This is a genomic window from Chryseobacterium aquifrigidense, from assembly GCF_006716485.1.
Lineage (GTDB): Bacteria > Bacteroidota > Bacteroidia > Flavobacteriales > Weeksellaceae > Chryseobacterium > Chryseobacterium vietnamense.
On the sequence record NZ_VFPD01000002.1, the window covers coordinates 765,043 to 780,658 of the forward strand.

Here is a 15,616-nt window from a genome sequence, read left to right on the forward strand (position 1 = left end):
CATTTCCTGTGGCATTTTCAATTGTATTAAAATTTAATAGAATTGAAAACAGAACTAAACTATATTAATCTTACGTATCAAACCAATTCCGAGAAGGAATACCATATCCCGCTAAGCTATCAGCTTTTCGGGAAAGATCTGTTTACAGCCCCTATCATCTTGATCAACCATGCTCTTACCGGAAACTCAGAGGTATCCGGAGTAAAAGGCTGGTGGAAACAACTGGTAGGAGAAAATCAGATTGTGGATACCAATCAGTATACAGTTCTGTGTTTTAATATACCCGGAAACGGATATGACGATTTTTTAATTGAAGACTATGAAGAGTTTACTCCCTCAGATATCGCTTCGATATTTTTGAAAGGGCTTGAAACTTTACACATCAAAAATGTATATGCCATTATTGGAGGCTCTCTGGGAGGAGGGGTTGCCTGGGAAATGCTTGCCAAGCAGCCGAAACTCGCAGAAATATTTATTCCTATTGCCTGTGATTACAGGACACATGACTGGCTTCATGCGCAGTGTCTGGTTCAGAAATTTTTATTGGATGATAAAGAGGAACCATTACAAAAAGCGAGAATTCACGCTATGCTGTGTTACAGAACGCCACAGTCACTCAATGACAGATTTCAAAACCAATATAATCAGGACAAACAACGCTTGGAATCAGAAGACTGGTTGGTTTATCATGGTAATGCGCTAAACGAAAGGTTTAGTTTAAAAGCGTACAAACTGATGAACCATCTGCTGATGAATATAAACGTTGCCGAAGAAGCACTGGAGAACATACAGGCACGAATGCACATGATCTCCGTAGATACAGACTTATTCTTCCCGGCTTCTGAAATCCGAATGTGTTTTGAAGACTTAAGAGAGAAAAATAAGAATGTTTCTTATCACGAGATCCAATCTATACACGGGCATGATGCCTTCCTAATGGAATATCAACAATTAAATAATATCATTAAAAACATTTTATAGGAGTAATGAAAAATGCTAACGAAATAAAATTTTTGAAGAACAGATCAATCGTCAAATTTGAAGGAGAAGATTTCCTGGGAGAAATCGGGATTGACGGACGAATTTTTAAAGCGCTTACTTTGGCGCGTATCAGTGTGGGGGTAATTTCTCAGCAGGCCATAGAAAACGGAATTTCTATTCTGGTTCATGAAAATGATGCAGAGAAAGCAGTTGCCTGTCTTATTGATGAATTTGAAGAAGAAAGAAAATCAGGAAAAGTTTCCCAGATCTATAGTATCAATAATGTTTCTGTCATTGGTTTTGTAGCAGAAGATTTTAATAAAGTCTTTGCTGAGCTGGCAAGAAACAATGTTTTCCCATTGCTTTTGAATCAGGTAGCAGGAGAAAACAGAGTGAATATCGTAGTAACATCTTCACAGGATGAAAAAACAAGAAACATCATAGAATCTGAAATTTTCAAAAAGCCAAAGACCGTTCATCTGGCAATTATTGGTCACGGAAACGTAGGAAAAACATTGATAGAGCAGGTGCTTGAATCTGCTGAAGAAATTAAAAAACGTAAAAAAATAGACCTTAAAGTAGTTGCGGTAGCCAATTCAAAGAAAATTGCCTTCAACAAAAAAGGGTTTGATGCCAATTGGGGGGATGAGGTTTTAACAGCAGAACATCCATCAAATGTTGAAGAACTGATCAATTTCTCCAATGAAAATCAACTGGAAAATCTGATCGTTGTGGATAACACGGCAAGCAAGGATTTTGTGAAGAACTATCATGCCCTGGCAGAAAACGGATTTGATCTGGTTTCATCCAACAAAATTTTCAATACCCTTCCGATAGAAGAATACAGAAAACTAAGATATACGTTGAATAAAAATAACAGACGTTACTTGTATGAAACGAATGTAGGTGCTGGATTACCGTTAATAGATACAATCAAGTTATTACACCTTTCAGGAGAAAATATCACAAGGATCAAAGGCGTATTCTCCGGGACATTAAGCTATGTGTTCAACAATTTTTCTTTGAGAGATGATAAATTTTCAACCATCATCAACGAAGCTCTGGAAAAAGGATACACAGAACCAGATCCGAGAGAAGACTTATCAGGAAATGACGTTGCTAGAAAACTATTAATCCTGGCAAGAGAATTAGACCTGATCAATGAATTCGGAGATATCAATATTCAGAATCTTGTTCCGGAAAGCTTACTGGAGGTTTCAAAATCAGAATTCCTTTCAAGATTGGAAGAGCTGGACGAAGAATATCAGAAAATAAAAGAAAACCAGGAACCAGGACATGTATTGAGATATGTTGGAGACCTACATGGTGATTTACAGAAAGATAAAGGGGAGCTGGATGTTAAATTGATTTCCGTTCCTGCAACCTCCGCATTAGGACAGCTGAAAGGTTCAGATTCAATCTTTGAAATCTACACAGAAAGCTATGGTGAAAATCCAATTGTGATTATGGGGGCCGGAGCCGGAGCAAAGGTGACAGCAAGAGGAGTATTCGGAGATATTTTAAGAGTAAGTGAAACGAAATAATATTTAATGTAACAATCTACCAGTTTAGCAGTGTAACAATTACTGCAATTGTCATTCTGAGCATAGCGAAGAATCCAATAGTTACCCTGCTGAATTGACAAATTAAAACTATATGGAAAATTTTGAAACATCAGCAATAAGAACTCAAACGGAAAGATCTCAGTTTGACGAGCATTCTACACCGCTATATCTTACCTCCAGTTTTATATTTCAGGATGCAGAAGATATGAGAGCAAGCTTTGCAGAAGAAAAGCCTAAAAATTTATACAGCCGTTTCTCTAATCCAAACGTAACAGAATTTACAGATAAGATCGTTAAAATGGAAGGAGCGGAAGCTGGATATGCCTTTGCAACAGGAATGGCAGCCATCTATTCTACATTTGCCACATTATTGAATGCCGGAGATCATATCGTAAGCTGCCAGTCAGTATTCGGTTCTACCCATACTTTGTTTACCAAATATTTCCCGAAATGGAATATTGAAACCTCTTACTTCAAAGCAGAAGATGCAGAGAATGTAGAGCAATATATTAAACCCAATACAAAGATCTTATATCTTGAAACACCTACCAATCCGGCAATTGAAATCCTGGATCTTGAATTCTTCGGGCAGATTGCCAAAAAACATAACCTTATCTTTATTGTAGATAACTGTTTTGCAACACCTTATCTTCAGCAGCCTATCAAATATGGTGCAGATATTGTTGTACACTCAGCAACGAAACTGATTGACGGACAGGGAAGAGTTTTAGGAGGAATAGCAGTAGGAAAAGAAGACCTGATCAGAGAAATTTATCTTTTCGCAAGAAATACAGGACCTGCATTGTCTCCTTTTAATGCCTGGGTATTATCAAAAAGTTTAGAAACATTGGCAATCCGTGTAGAAAAGCACTGTGAGAATGCATTGAAAGTAGCTGAGTTTTTAGAAAGCCATCCGAACGTAGAATTAGTAAAATATCCATTCCTGAAATCCCATCCTGGTTATGAGGTAGCCAAAAGGCAGATGAAACTTGGAGGAAATATTGTAGCGTTTGAAATAAAAGGGGGAATAGAAGGGGGAAGAAACTTCTTAGATAAGATACAAATGTGTTCACTGTCTGCCAATTTAGGTGATACAAGAACGATCGTTACGCACCCGGCATCCACAACACACTCCAAACTGTCGGACGAAGAAAGAAATGAAGTAGGAATTACAGCGGGATTAGTACGTTGCTCAGTAGGGCTGGAAAATGTAGAAGATATTATTGCAGATCTGAAGCAAGCCTTGGATTAATTCAAACATCTGCAGACTTACTAAAATAGATAAAATGAAAAATTCAGAACAATTATATAAAGCTTTATCCGAAAGAATTTTAATTCTTGACGGAGCGATGGGAACCATGCTTCAGAGATACAAATTCGAAGAAGAAGATTACCGCGGAGAGCGTTTCAAAGATTGGGAACATCCTGTAAAAGGAAATAATGACCTGCTTTCTCTGACACAGCCTCAGGCTATTGAAGAAGTTCACAAGAAGTACCTTGAAGCAGGAGCAGACATCATTGAAACCAATACGTTTTCAGGAACTACCATTGCAATGGCAGATTATCACATGGAAGATCTTGTATATGATCTGAATTATGAATCTGCAAAAATTGCCAGAAAAGCCTGCGATGAGTACACCGCAAAAAATCCTGATAAGCCGAGATTCGTAGCAGGATCTATCGGGCCAACGAACAGAACCGCGAGTTTAAGTCCGGATGTAAATGATCCCGGTTACAGAGCCATCACCTTTGAAGAATTGAGAGTAGCATATAAACAGCAATGTGAGGCATTGCTGGATGGAGGTTCAGATATCCTTCTTGTAGAAACCATCTTTGATACCTTGAATGCAAAAGCAGCTTTGTTTGCCATTGATGAATTACAGGATGAAAGAGGAATTAAGATTCCAATCATGGTTTCAGGAACCATTACCGATGCTTCAGGAAGAACTTTGAGCGGCCAGACAGCGGAAGCTTTTCTCATCTCAGTATCTCACCTGAATTTATTAAGTGTAGGTTTCAACTGTGCCTTGGGAGCAGATCAGCTGACTCCTTATCTTGAAACACTGGCCCATAACTCAGAATTCTACGTTTCAGCTTACCCGAACGCAGGTTTACCCAATGCCTTCGGGAAATATGATGAAACACCCGAAGATATGGCGAGACAGATTAAAGAATATGTTGAGAAAGGACTGATCAATATTATCGGAGGATGTTGCGGAACCACACCAGAGCATATCAAAGCGATTGCAGATTTGGTAGAACAGTATCCGCCAAGGAAATTGAAGGAATTTGTGTGATTTGATAGATTTTTTTAATTAAAATCAAGAATGAAGGCTGGATTATAAATGTTAACTTTAAGTAAACCACAAAGTTAAATATATGGAAAAGCCAATTTACTTAAAAGATTCGGAGGATGTCAGACTATTTAATGAGCTGAGGAAGAAAGTGAACCAAAGAGTAGAAGCCATTTCTGAGAACAGAGATATCTATATTCAGATCAAAGCGGTACTACTCCCATTGGTCTACGTTGGCTTATATGTTCTGGCTGTTTTGAATGCTGAAAAGCATTGGATCTATATTGTGAGTTTTGTTCTGATGGGAATTTCTTTGGTTTTAATTTATTTAAACTTAATCCACGAAGCGGCCCACAACAATATCTATAAGAGTAAAAGACTTAATGGGCTGGTTCTTCACATTTTTGATTTTATAGGTGCCAATTCCTATATCTGGAAAAAAAGACATATTGCAAGTCACCATGCTTACCCCAATGTAGATGGATGGGATACGGATATCGAACAGAGCGGATTGCTTTTAATCGTACCGTGGATCAAAGCGAAAGGAGTACAGAAGTATCAGGACAAGTTTTTCTTTTTAGTCTATCCGTTGTATTTGTTCAACTGGATGTTTATAAGAGACTTCAGAGACTTCTTTGATAAGGAAAGAGTGATTTTAAAGACCCAGGGAAAGATTCCCACCATTGAAAAAGTGAAAATGATCAGTTATAAGCTCTTCTATTTCTTTTATCAGATTGTGGTTCCTGTGGTGTTCTTTAAAGTATCAATAGGATTGGCTTTAGGAGCGTGGTTTTTACAGGTGATATCAGCAAGTATTTTTGCCTTGTTTGTGTTATTGCCTTTGCATCCGCTCCCTGATAATGCCTTTCCAAAATTAAATAAAGAAAAAGGTCTTCCATTCAGCTGGCTTCGTCATCAGTTTGAAGTGACCAATGATTTAAAAGAAAATAACTGGCTGGTAAGAAATGTGTTGGGGAACTTCAATTTTCATGTTGCCCATCATCTTTTTCCTAATTACAGTTATATGTATTACAATGAAATTACAGAGGAGATTGAGGAATTTGCTAAAGAGCATGGGTTAGCATACAAGAGATTTCCACTGATTACAGCTTTAAGTAAGCATAGGGATTTATTGAAGCAGAATGCCAATAATGCCTACTATATTTTAGAAGAATAAAATGAAGTATTTAAGATTATCAGGCCTCGAGCCTCTTATCATAACGCCGGAAAGTAATTTCATCAACGTTGGTGAAAGAACTAATGTTGCCGGTTCCAAAAAGTTTTTAAGACTCATCAAAGAGGAGAAATTCTCTGAAGCATTAGATATTGCCCGCCATCAGGTAGAAGGAGGTGCCCAGATCCTGGACGTTAACTTTGATGATGGATTGATTGATGGAAAAGCATCGATGATCAAATTCCTGAACCTAATTGCTTCCGAACCGGATATCGCAAGAATCCCAATCATGGTAGACTCTTCCAAATGGGAAATCCTGGAAGCAGGTCTTCAGGTAGCTCAGGGAAAATGTGTAGTGAATTCTATCAGCTTAAAAGAAGGCGAGGAAGAATTTATCAAACATGCAAAAGCCATTAAAAGATATGGAGCAGCAGTCATTGTAATGGCATTTGATGAGGTAGGGCAGGCTGACAATTTTGACCGAAGAATTGAAATTTCAAAACGTTCCTATGACATCTTGGTCAACCAGCTTGGTTTTCCGGCAGAAGATATCATTTTCGACTTAAATATCTTTCCGGTGGCAACAGGAATGGATGAACACAGAAGAAATGCCATCGACTTTATTGAAGCTACACGCTGGGTAAGACAAAATCTTCCTTATGCATCCGTGAGTGGGGGAGTGAGCAATGTTTCCTTCTCTTTCCGCGGAAATGATACCGTACGGGAAGCCATGCACTCTGTATTCCTTTACCACGCCATTCAGGCAGGAATGAACATTGGTATTGTAAACCCGGCGATGCTGGAAGTGTATGATGAGATCAATAAAGAATTACTGGAGCTTGTAGAAGATGTAATTCTGGATAAACGGGAAGATGCTACAGAAAGACTTCTCGACTATTCAGAAAAGCACAAATCAGTAAAAAAAGAAAAGACTGAAGATCTGGAATGGCGAAACAATCCGTTACAGGATAGAATTACCCATGCCCTGGTAAAAGGAATTGACCGTTTTATTGAAGAAGATGTAGAAGAAGCAAGACAATTAGCGACAAGACCACTTCATGTCATCGAAATTAATCTGATGACAGGAATGGGAGTCGTAGGCGATTTATTTGGAAGCGGAAAAATGTTCCTTCCTCAGGTAGTAAAGTCTGCAAGGGTGATGAAAAAAGCAGTAGCCTATTTACAGCCGTTTATTGAAGCTGAAAAAGACGGATCAAGACCTGCCAATGGAAAGATTTTAATGGCAACTGTGAAAGGGGATGTGCATGATATCGGTAAGAATATTGTGAGTGTTGTTTTGGGTTGTAACAACTATGAAATTGTCGACCTTGGAGTAATGGTTCCTGCTGAAAAGATTATTCAAACAGCCATTGCAGAAAAAGTAGACGTCATAGGATTAAGCGGACTGATTACACCAAGTTTGGATGAAATGGTGTACATCGCTTCAGAATTGGAAAGACAAAATTTAGATTTTCCTTTACTGATCGGTGGTGCTACAACTTCAAAAGCACATACCGCAGTAAAAATCGATTTAAAATATAAAAATGCTGTCGTTCACGTAAATGATGCCTCAAGAGCGGTAAACGTGGTAAGTTCATTGCTGGGTGACAGAAATAAGGAATATGTTTCAGATTTAAAAAATGACTACTCCGATTTCAGAGAAAAGTTCCTGAACAGACAGGTAGATAAAGATTATGTTTCCATCAAAGAAGCAAGAGAAAATAATTTTAAAATTGATTGGGAAAATGAAGAGATCTTCACTCCGAATAGCCTGGGAATAAAAGTCATCGAGAATCAGGATCTGAGAGAACTTCTTCCATTCATCGACTGGTCTCCGTTTTTCAGAAGCTGGGATCTTCACGGAAAATACCCGAATATTCTCGAAGATGAGGTAGTGGGCGCTCAGGCGAAAGAACTGTTCAAAGATGCTCAGGTGATTCTGAAAAGAATTCTGGATGAGAAGCTTTTAACCGCAAAAGCCATCTTTGGAATCTTTAAAGCCAATTCCAATGAATCGGATGATATCCTGATTTTTGATGAAAATAATAATGAACAGGCGAAGTTTTTAACCCTGAGACAGCAGGCTCAGAGATCAAAGGGGAAAGATTATCTCGCTCTAAGTGATTTTATCGCCCCTCAAAGTTCAGGAAAAACAGATTATGTAGGAGCGTTTTGTGTAACCACTGGATTTGGTACGGATGAACTGTCTGCGGAATATGAAAAAGCCAATGATGATTACAATTCCATCATGGTGAAAGCCTTGGCAGACCGTTTTGCAGAAGCCTATGCAGAATTTTTACATAAAAAAGTCAGAACAGAATACTGGGGCTATGCCAATCAGGAAAATTTAAGCAATGAAGAATTGATTGCCGAAAAATACAAAGGAATCCGTCCGGCTCCCGGATATCCGGCCTGCCCGGATCACCTGGAAAAGAAAACCATCTGGGATCTTTTAAAAGTGGAAGAAAATACCGGTGTTTTCCTTACAGAAAGCCTTGCGATGTTCCCAACAGCATCTGTTTCCGGGTATTATTTCGGAAGCCCGCATGCCAAATATTTCGGATTAGGAAAAATTACAGAAGACCAGCTTGAAGATTATGCAGCAAGAAGAGGTTGTAGCATTCAGGAAGCGAAAAAATGGTTGTCACCAAATTTAGCAGATTAATATTGACATGAAGATAACAGAACACATTAAAAATGCAAATGGAAAAACTTTATTCTCCTTAGAAGTTGTTCCGCCACAAAAGGGAATAGGTATTGAAGATCTTTATACCAACATAGATCCGTTGATGGAGTTCAAACCTCCTTTCATTGATGTTACTACTTCCCGAGAAGAATACATCTATCTGGACAAAGGAAACGGCCTTATGGAGCGTCGTATTACAAGAATGCGCCCTGGAACCTTAGGAATCTGTGCAGCTATTCAACATAAATATAATGTAGATACAGTTCCACATCTTCTTTGCGGTGGTTTTACAAAGGAAGAAACAGAATATCTGCTGGTAGATTGTATGTACCTCGGAATAGATAACGTAATGGCCCTAAGAGGAGATGCTATGAAAGGGCATCAGTATTTTGAGCCTACGCATGGAGGACATGCCAGTGCTATGGATCTTGTCAACCAGATTAATGACCTGGGAAGAGGAAAATACCTTCATAACGAAGAACAGGTGAGTGATGAACTCAATAAATTCTGCATCGGCGTAGCCGGATATCCGGAAAAACATATGGAAGCCCCTTCCATGAACTATGACCTGAAATGGTTGAAACAAAAAGTAGATGCCGGAGCAGATTATATCGTAACCCAGATGTTCTTTGACAATAAAAAGTATATTGAATTCGTTCAGAAAGCAAGAGAAATGGGAATCACGGTTCCGATTATTCCGGGAATCAAACCTATTGCAACAAAGAAACATTTGAAAATCCTGCCACAGGTATTCAAAATAGACCTTCCCGAAGAACTCATCAATGAAGTGGAAAATGCAAAAAATAATGAAGCCGTAAAACAGATCGGAATAGAATGGTCCATTGCCCAATGCAAAGAATTGCTAGATTTTGGAGTTCCTGTTCTGCACTTTTACTCAATGGGGAAAAGTGATAATATTAAAAAAGTAGCCGGTGAGCTATTCTAATAAAAGTACCAAAATGAAGGAACCCTGCCGTAAAAAGCAGGGTTTTTATTTTTAAATCTGATAAAGAGATGAAGAAGCCGTAGGCTATACATCCGCTTAGAAAGAATCAATGAAGTTGATTTCGGCTTAGCCTCCTCAAAAATAATACAGCAGCAGATAAAATCTTTGTGTCAAATATCCTAAAGCATCCATTAAAAACTTCCATCTTCCTTTAAAGAATCGGATGTCTCTCAAACTCCTTATTCCTGTCAAACAAATACCGGTACGTAGCCAGTTTTCGGGTAACAGTGGTATCAAGAACTTCGGCAATCTTGATCATTTTAGGGTTGAAATCACCAATCCACTGCAGCTCTGTAATCGTAAAATCCGTATGCTTTCTTAAATGCTGAGTTCCTTCCCAGATCATATATCCGTCAATGCCCTTCTTTTGCCATTCAGGGACAACACCGAAAACAAGCCCCACCATTTTTTCATTCTTTTTAAAACGCTTTAAAAACAAAAATTTTAGCTTTTCAAAAATTCCGAACTTTCCATTCAGATATTTAAACCACTGGTTGAGGTCAGGCATATTGATCCACATCGCAATAGGTTTATCATTTTCATATACAAACCATGAGATATGCTCATTAATGATAGGCTTCATTGTCTTGAACATCTTCAGAACCTTTGCTTCTTCCAAATGCTTTCCTTCGCCGTGTGAAGCCCATGCTTTATTATAAACTTCTGTAAAATCCTTTGCAAATTTTGGGAGATTATTCTTTTTGATAGGCTGTGCAGAAATGGCAGGATTTCTTCTGTTCTTTTCATGCGCAATGGTAAAGATCCTAGAAACTTCTGCAAAAATAGGTCTGGTAAAGCAAAGCTGCTCAAAATACATCTGGAATCCATAATTTTCAAAAAGATCTTTGTAATAAGGGAAGTTGTAATTCATTCCAAACAATGGCTCAATAAAACCTTCCGTTAAAAGTCCCCAGAATTTATCTCTTTCCCCAAAATTGATAGGCCCGTCCATAGCCTCTATATCCTTTCCCTGAAGCCAGTTTTTACAGTAATCAAAAATAAAATTAGCCGTTTCCTGATCATTAATACAGTCGAAAAAGCCAATTCCTCCTGTAGGCTGATTTTGCTCATAACATCCATTCACAAAAACAGCTACTTTACCAACGGTCTTGTTATGTTTTTTAAACAAAAATCGCTCACATTCTCCATTTTTAAAGAATTTATTTTTTTCAGGATCAAAAATCTCCTCAATATGTTTATCTAAAGGACGGATATAATTTTTGTCGTGTTCATAAAGGCGGGCCGGGAATTCCAGAAATTCCCTTTTATGGAGTTGGTTTTGTACTTCTTCGACAATAATCATATGTTTTTTTATCAGAAATGGCTATAAAAGATAATGTTTTTCATCTTATTTGAAATAGAGAAAAAGATATTATCCGTATTTTTGCTGCAAATTAAATAAAAATGGTTGATTTTACGGATAACGACGATGATATTTTCACTGGAAAAGAACATACGCCTATAAGGGAAGATGCTTTTGATAAATCGCCACAGGAAAAAATTGAAAAAATTACTGAGCTTTTTGGCGAGATCATGGAAACGCTGGGAATGGACATGACAGATGATTCTCTGAAAGACTCTCCAAGACGTGTTGCCAAAATGTATGTGAACGAGATCTTCGGAGGACTCCTTCCTGAAAACAAACCGGGAATCTCCACTTTCTCCAACAAATACAAATACCGCCAGATGTTGGTGGAAAAAGATATCACCGTATACTCTTTCTGCGAGCACCACTTTTTACCTATCATAGGAAGAGCACATGTTGCTTATATTTCCAATGGAGAAGTAATTGGCCTTTCAAAAATCAACAGAATTGTTGATTACTATGCGAAAAGACCACAGGTTCAGGAAAGACTTACCATGCAGATTGTAGATGCTTTGAAAGAAGCCTTGGGAACTAAAGATGTTGCGTGTATCATTGATGCAAAGCACCTTTGCGTTAACTGCAGAGGAATAAAAGATACCGCAAGTTCTACCATTACTGCAGAACTAAGTGGTATTTTCAGAACAAACCCTATAACAAGACAGGAATTCTTACATTATGTTGGAAGCCATGCAAAGCTTGATTAATAAATAATGAACTACCAGATTCTTAAAAATATTATTGATGACGAGCTTCAGAGATTTCAAAATATCACTGAAGAAGAATGGTTATATAGAAGTTCTTCGGAAAAATGGTCCAAAAAAGAAATTATTGGCCATCTTTGTGACAGCGCTTTTACAAATATCCGTAGATTTGTTGTGACACAATATAAAGAAAACGAAAATATTGTATATGACCAGAATTTTTGGGTAAAAGCTCAGAACTATCAGAATGTTCCTATTTCAGATCTTATTGATTTGTGGAAGTCTTTGAACTATCAGATTGTTCATATTGTAGAAAATATCCCGGATGAAGCATTACAGAGAACCTGTGATACCACCAAAACAGAACCTCGGGTGTATACGTTGGAGTTTATTATCGATGATTATGTAGATCATTTACAGCATCATTTAAAAGCGATTTAATTATGATAAAATTTAAAAAAGTTTCAGATAAGATTTTTATCACAACAATTATTTGTTGTGACAGATGTAATTTTTAACTCAATTTTGAATCTTTAAAATCATTAAATCTTTTAACTTAAAAATAAATGCAATTAAAAATATATAACTCGCTTACAGCAGAAAAAGAAATATTCAAACCTATCTTGGAAGGAAATATCGGAATGTATGTATGTGGACCTACCGTGTACAGCAATGTACATTTGGGAAATGTAAGAACTTTCCTTTCTTTCGATTTTATCTACCGTACCCTGACGCATTTGGGATACAAAGTAAGATACGTAAGAAATATTACTGATGCAGGTCACCTTACCGATGATGGAAATGTAGATAATGACAGATTCGTAAAACAGACCCGACTTGAAAAGTTGGAGCCTATGGAAATTGTTCAGAAATATACTGTAGATTTCCACAAAGTCCTGGATATGTTCAATCTGCTGCCACCCAACATCGAACCTACCGCTACAGGACATATTGTAGAACAGATAGAATTAACCCAAAAGCTGATTGAAAGAGGCTTTGCTTATGAAAGCAACGGTTCAGTATACTTTGATGTATTAGAATACAACAAACGAGGACTGAACTATGGTGAACTTTCAAAACGTAATATAGAAGAACTTTTCGCCAATACCAGAGACCTTGACGGACAGGGCGAAAAGAAAAACCCACAGGATTTTGCATTGTGGAAAAAAGCATCCCCAGCCCATATTATGAGATGGAATTCCCCTTGGGGAGAAGGTTTCCCGGGATGGCACCTGGAATGTACTGCAATGAGTACAAAATATCTGGGTGAAACATTTGACATCCATGGAGGAGGAATGGACCTTAAATTCCCTCACCACGAATGTGAAATTGCACAAGGAAAAGCTTGCAATGATGCCGCACCGGTAAATTACTGGATGCACGCCAATATGCTGACGATGAATTCTCAGCGTATGAGTAAATCTACAGGAAACTATATCCTTCCCATGCAGTTGGTTACAGGAGATAATGACTTCTTTGAAAAACCTTTCCATCCTTCAATTGTACGTTTCTGCTTCCTGCAGGCGCACTACAGAAGCGTTCTGGATATTTCAAACGATGCCATGATAGCCAGTGAAAAAGGATTCATCAGATTGATGGAAGCAGTGAAAGTATTGAATTCTATTACTCCGGATGATACAAAACAATCCGGTTTCAGCCTGAAAGAGTGGAAACACAAAGCCTATGAAGCTTTAACGGATGATTTCAATTCACCAATTCTGATTGCCCACCTGTTTGAAGCAGTGAAATACATCTTTGCTCTGAACGATGGTAAAGAAACGATCTCAACAGAAGATCTTGAAGATTTGAAAACCACTCTCAATGCCTTTATCTTTGATGTTCTTGGACTACAGACCGTAGAAGAGAATAACAATGAAAAGCTTGATCAGACCCTAAAAGTTTTGATTGAATTGAGAAATCAGGCAAGAAAATCCAAAAACTTCGAGCTTTCAGACCAGATCAGAGACAAATTGCTTGCAGAAGGTATCGAATTAAAAGACGGAAGAGACGGAACATCATACGTTCTGAACTAGAAAATATAACTTCGTTTTATCCCCATTCCGTAGGAGTCCCTTATATACAGGATTCTTACGGAATGTTTTTTTATATCCTCCAGAAAATATATATCACTATTTTACACTCCGCATTTCTATTCTCTTCTCAATACCCTTACACTTTTTCACCTTCCAACCTCTTACCTTCTCACTCTCGAGCTTTTTCACTTTCAAACCCTCCAACTCTCCAGCTCTCCAACTTTCTCAGGAGCTTTATCCTGCTATCCATTTCTACTCCTCGCGCCAGCGCACTCCCACGCTCAGTCCCACCCACTCTCCAACCCATGCTGCGGGGTAACCATTACTATCAGGGCTAGGGGAGGAGTTATCAATTATAAATGATGAATGATGAATGATGAATGATGATTTTCGGGGCAGGCGTGTACAGTGGTTCGGGTTATTGTGTTGCGGGTTTCAGGTTTCCGGGTAGAAAAGGAACATTGTTGTTGAATTTTCCTATTCCTGGTTTCTATGGAAAGTGGTTAGTGAGTATAAATCTCTACTTCCATTGTGTCATTGTTCAGAAATCCAAACTTCTTTACAAAAGCTCTTAAAGGATGTAAGTTGGCAGGTTACTATCTAAGACTTTTTTAGCAGTTAGTATTAGCCGTGTCATGCTGAGCAGAGTCGAAGCATTTTATTAATTATGGGTATAGGATTTAAATCCTATTACTCTCTATATATATGATGTACTCTTTAACATTTCCCATCCTATATATAATATAAATACGACACCTTATTTGTGCAGATCCATGAGAACTGTAAATATTCAATAGGAACGGGCTTTAGCCCGTTTAGTAAAAAAAATCCTTAGCTTGGCTTTAGCCAAAACTTATATATAGATTATTAATTTAAAAAAAGCTCCACTATATGTAATATATATACCTTATTTTGATCAATAGTCACCCTAAAACCCCGCACGTCGTTCCCCGCATCCTATATCCTTACTCCTTACTCTCAAACTCACCCGCTCGCAGCCCACACCCCGTACCCCGCATCTCGAAACTCCCCCGCATCATCCATTTTCACCCTCTCCAACGCTCAAACTCTCCAACCCTCCCACACTCTCACCCGATCCCCAAACAAATGTTTAAAATTTTTCACTCTGCTACCCAGCTCTTTAAGGCTGAATATTACAAAACGGTAAAATTTATGTTAAATAAAGTTGCGTGGTGTGTATGAAGTTTCTATCTTTGCCCCACTGAAAAACGAAAGAATGACAGTAGCGCAGAAGAGCCTTTAGCTAGGCAGAAACAATATTACTTCAAAAAGAAACAGACGAAAAAAACTTTAAAACTTTTTGTAAAAAAAAGTTGCCGGTTAAAAAAGAGTTTGTATCTTTGCAGTCCCAATTACAGGGAGCGCAGGAGTATAGAGATTAAGGGTTTGAGAAGGATTAAGGTTACTTAAAAAACTTTAAAATTTTCTTCAAAAACATTTGGTCATTAAGAAATAAAGTTTTACTTTTGCACTCGCAAATACGGAGCGACACTGACAGAAAGATTGCTTCGTTAAAAAGCGAAAGATAAAAAGATCATTGACATACAATATAACAACCAAGTAAGGAAAAACTAAAGCGTTAAAAACTTTGAGTGAGTCAGACAAACATACAATGGAGAGTTTGATCCTGGCTCAGGATGAACGCTAGCGGGAGGCCTAACACATGCAAGCCGAGCGGTAGAGATCTTTCGGGATCTTGAGAGCGGCGTACGGGTGCGGAACACGTGTGCAACCTGCCTTTATCAGGGGGATAGCCTTTCGAAAGGAAGATTAATACCCCATAATATAT

General features: G+C 38.1%; 11 protein-coding genes and 1 rRNA gene. 11 read left to right on the forward strand and 1 reads right to left on the reverse strand.

All coding sequences use genetic code 11. From position 1 onward, the window contains the following. Positions 1-42 precede the first annotated feature (42 nt). The 7 genes from FB551_RS18555 to metF all read left to right on the forward strand — a co-directional run bounded on the left by FB551_RS18555 (position 43) and on the right by metF (position 9,646). Positions 43-981: an alpha/beta fold hydrolase gene (locus FB551_RS18555; protein WP_142018511.1), complete on the forward strand. Its 939-nt coding sequence runs from the start codon at positions 43-45 to the stop codon at positions 979-981. Positions 982-986: 5 nt separating this feature from the next. Then, positions 987-2,525, forward strand: coding sequence for an ACT domain-containing protein (locus tag FB551_RS18560; protein ID WP_047427737.1), 1,539 nt, complete (start codon positions 987-989; stop codon positions 2,523-2,525). A gap of 112 nt (positions 2,526-2,637) precedes the next feature. Then, positions 2,638-3,798 carry an O-succinylhomoserine sulfhydrylase gene (locus tag FB551_RS18565; RefSeq protein WP_142018512.1) on the forward strand — a complete coding sequence of 387 codons (1,161 nt, stop codon included), beginning with the start codon at positions 2,638-2,640 and terminating at the stop codon, positions 3,796-3,798. A gap of 34 nt (positions 3,799-3,832) precedes the next feature. Further along, positions 3,833-4,843 carry a homocysteine S-methyltransferase family protein gene (locus FB551_RS18570; RefSeq protein WP_142018513.1) on the forward strand — a complete coding sequence of 337 codons (1,011 nt, stop codon included), beginning with the start codon at positions 3,833-3,835 and terminating at the stop codon, positions 4,841-4,843. An 82-nt stretch (positions 4,844-4,925) separates the two neighbouring features. Continuing rightward, on the forward strand, positions 4,926-6,017 hold the full coding sequence (locus FB551_RS18575) for a fatty acid desaturase family protein (protein WP_142018514.1): 1,092 nt from the start codon (positions 4,926-4,928) through the stop codon (positions 6,015-6,017). 1 nt (position 6,018) lies between these two features. Continuing rightward, a complete protein-coding gene (metH, locus tag FB551_RS18580; RefSeq protein WP_142018515.1) occupies positions 6,019-8,679 on the forward strand; it encodes a methionine synthase in 2,661 nt (886 codons plus the stop codon). 7 nt (positions 8,680-8,686) lie between these two features. Further along, positions 8,687-9,646 carry a methylenetetrahydrofolate reductase [NAD(P)H] gene (gene metF, locus FB551_RS18585; protein ID WP_047427744.1) on the forward strand — a complete coding sequence of 320 codons (960 nt, stop codon included), beginning with the start codon at positions 8,687-8,689 and terminating at the stop codon, positions 9,644-9,646. Positions 9,647-9,857: 211 nt separating this feature from the next. Here the strand turns inward: metF and FB551_RS18590 are convergent, their stop codons facing one another. Continuing rightward, positions 9,858-11,009, reverse strand: coding sequence for a hypothetical protein (locus FB551_RS18590; protein ID WP_142018516.1), 1,152 nt, complete (start codon positions 11,007-11,009; stop codon positions 9,858-9,860). A 101-nt stretch (positions 11,010-11,110) separates the two neighbouring features. Between FB551_RS18590 and folE the strand changes: the two genes are divergently transcribed. From folE to FB551_RS18610, 4 genes are all read left to right on the forward strand, one after another. Then, complete coding sequence (gene folE, locus FB551_RS18595) at positions 11,111-11,776, forward strand: GTP cyclohydrolase I FolE (RefSeq protein ID WP_034694807.1); 666 nt, start codon at positions 11,111-11,113, stop codon at positions 11,774-11,776. A 6-nt stretch (positions 11,777-11,782) separates the two neighbouring features. Then, a complete protein-coding gene (locus FB551_RS18600; protein ID WP_142018517.1) occupies positions 11,783-12,214 on the forward strand; it encodes a DinB family protein in 432 nt (143 codons plus the stop codon). Between the two features lie 125 nt (positions 12,215-12,339). Then, positions 12,340-13,806 carry a cysteine--tRNA ligase gene (gene cysS / locus FB551_RS18605; protein WP_142018518.1) on the forward strand — a complete coding sequence of 489 codons (1,467 nt, stop codon included), beginning with the start codon at positions 12,340-12,342 and terminating at the stop codon, positions 13,804-13,806. 1,630 nt (positions 13,807-15,436) lie between these two features. After that, positions 15,437-15,616: ribosomal RNA gene (locus FB551_RS18610) — 16S ribosomal RNA — on the forward strand; the annotation flags it as partial.

Bases quoted from the DNA above. Each gene is read 5' to 3' on its own strand.
- cysS (WP_142018518.1), top strand. From the start codon at position 12,340: ATGCAATTAAAAATATATAACTCGCTTACAGCAGAAAAAGAAATATTC.
- folE (WP_034694807.1), top strand. From the start codon at position 11,111: ATGGTTGATTTTACGGATAACGACGATGATATTTTCACTGGAAAAGAA.
- metH (WP_142018515.1), top strand. From the start codon at position 6,019: ATGAAGTATTTAAGATTATCAGGCCTCGAGCCTCTTATCATAACGCCG.
- FB551_RS18570 (WP_142018513.1), top strand. From the start codon at position 3,833: ATGAAAAATTCAGAACAATTATATAAAGCTTTATCCGAAAGAATTTTA.
- FB551_RS18590 (WP_142018516.1), bottom strand. From the start codon at position 11,009: ATGATTATTGTCGAAGAAGTACAAAACCAACTCCATAAAAGGGAATTT.
- FB551_RS18565 (WP_142018512.1), top strand. From the start codon at position 2,638: ATGGAAAATTTTGAAACATCAGCAATAAGAACTCAAACGGAAAGATCT.
- FB551_RS18600 (WP_142018517.1), top strand. From the start codon at position 11,783: ATGAACTACCAGATTCTTAAAAATATTATTGATGACGAGCTTCAGAGA.
- FB551_RS18560 (WP_047427737.1), top strand. From the start codon at position 987: ATGAAAAATGCTAACGAAATAAAATTTTTGAAGAACAGATCAATCGTC.
- metF (WP_047427744.1), top strand. From the start codon at position 8,687: ATGAAGATAACAGAACACATTAAAAATGCAAATGGAAAAACTTTATTC.
- FB551_RS18575 (WP_142018514.1), top strand. From the start codon at position 4,926: ATGGAAAAGCCAATTTACTTAAAAGATTCGGAGGATGTCAGACTATTT.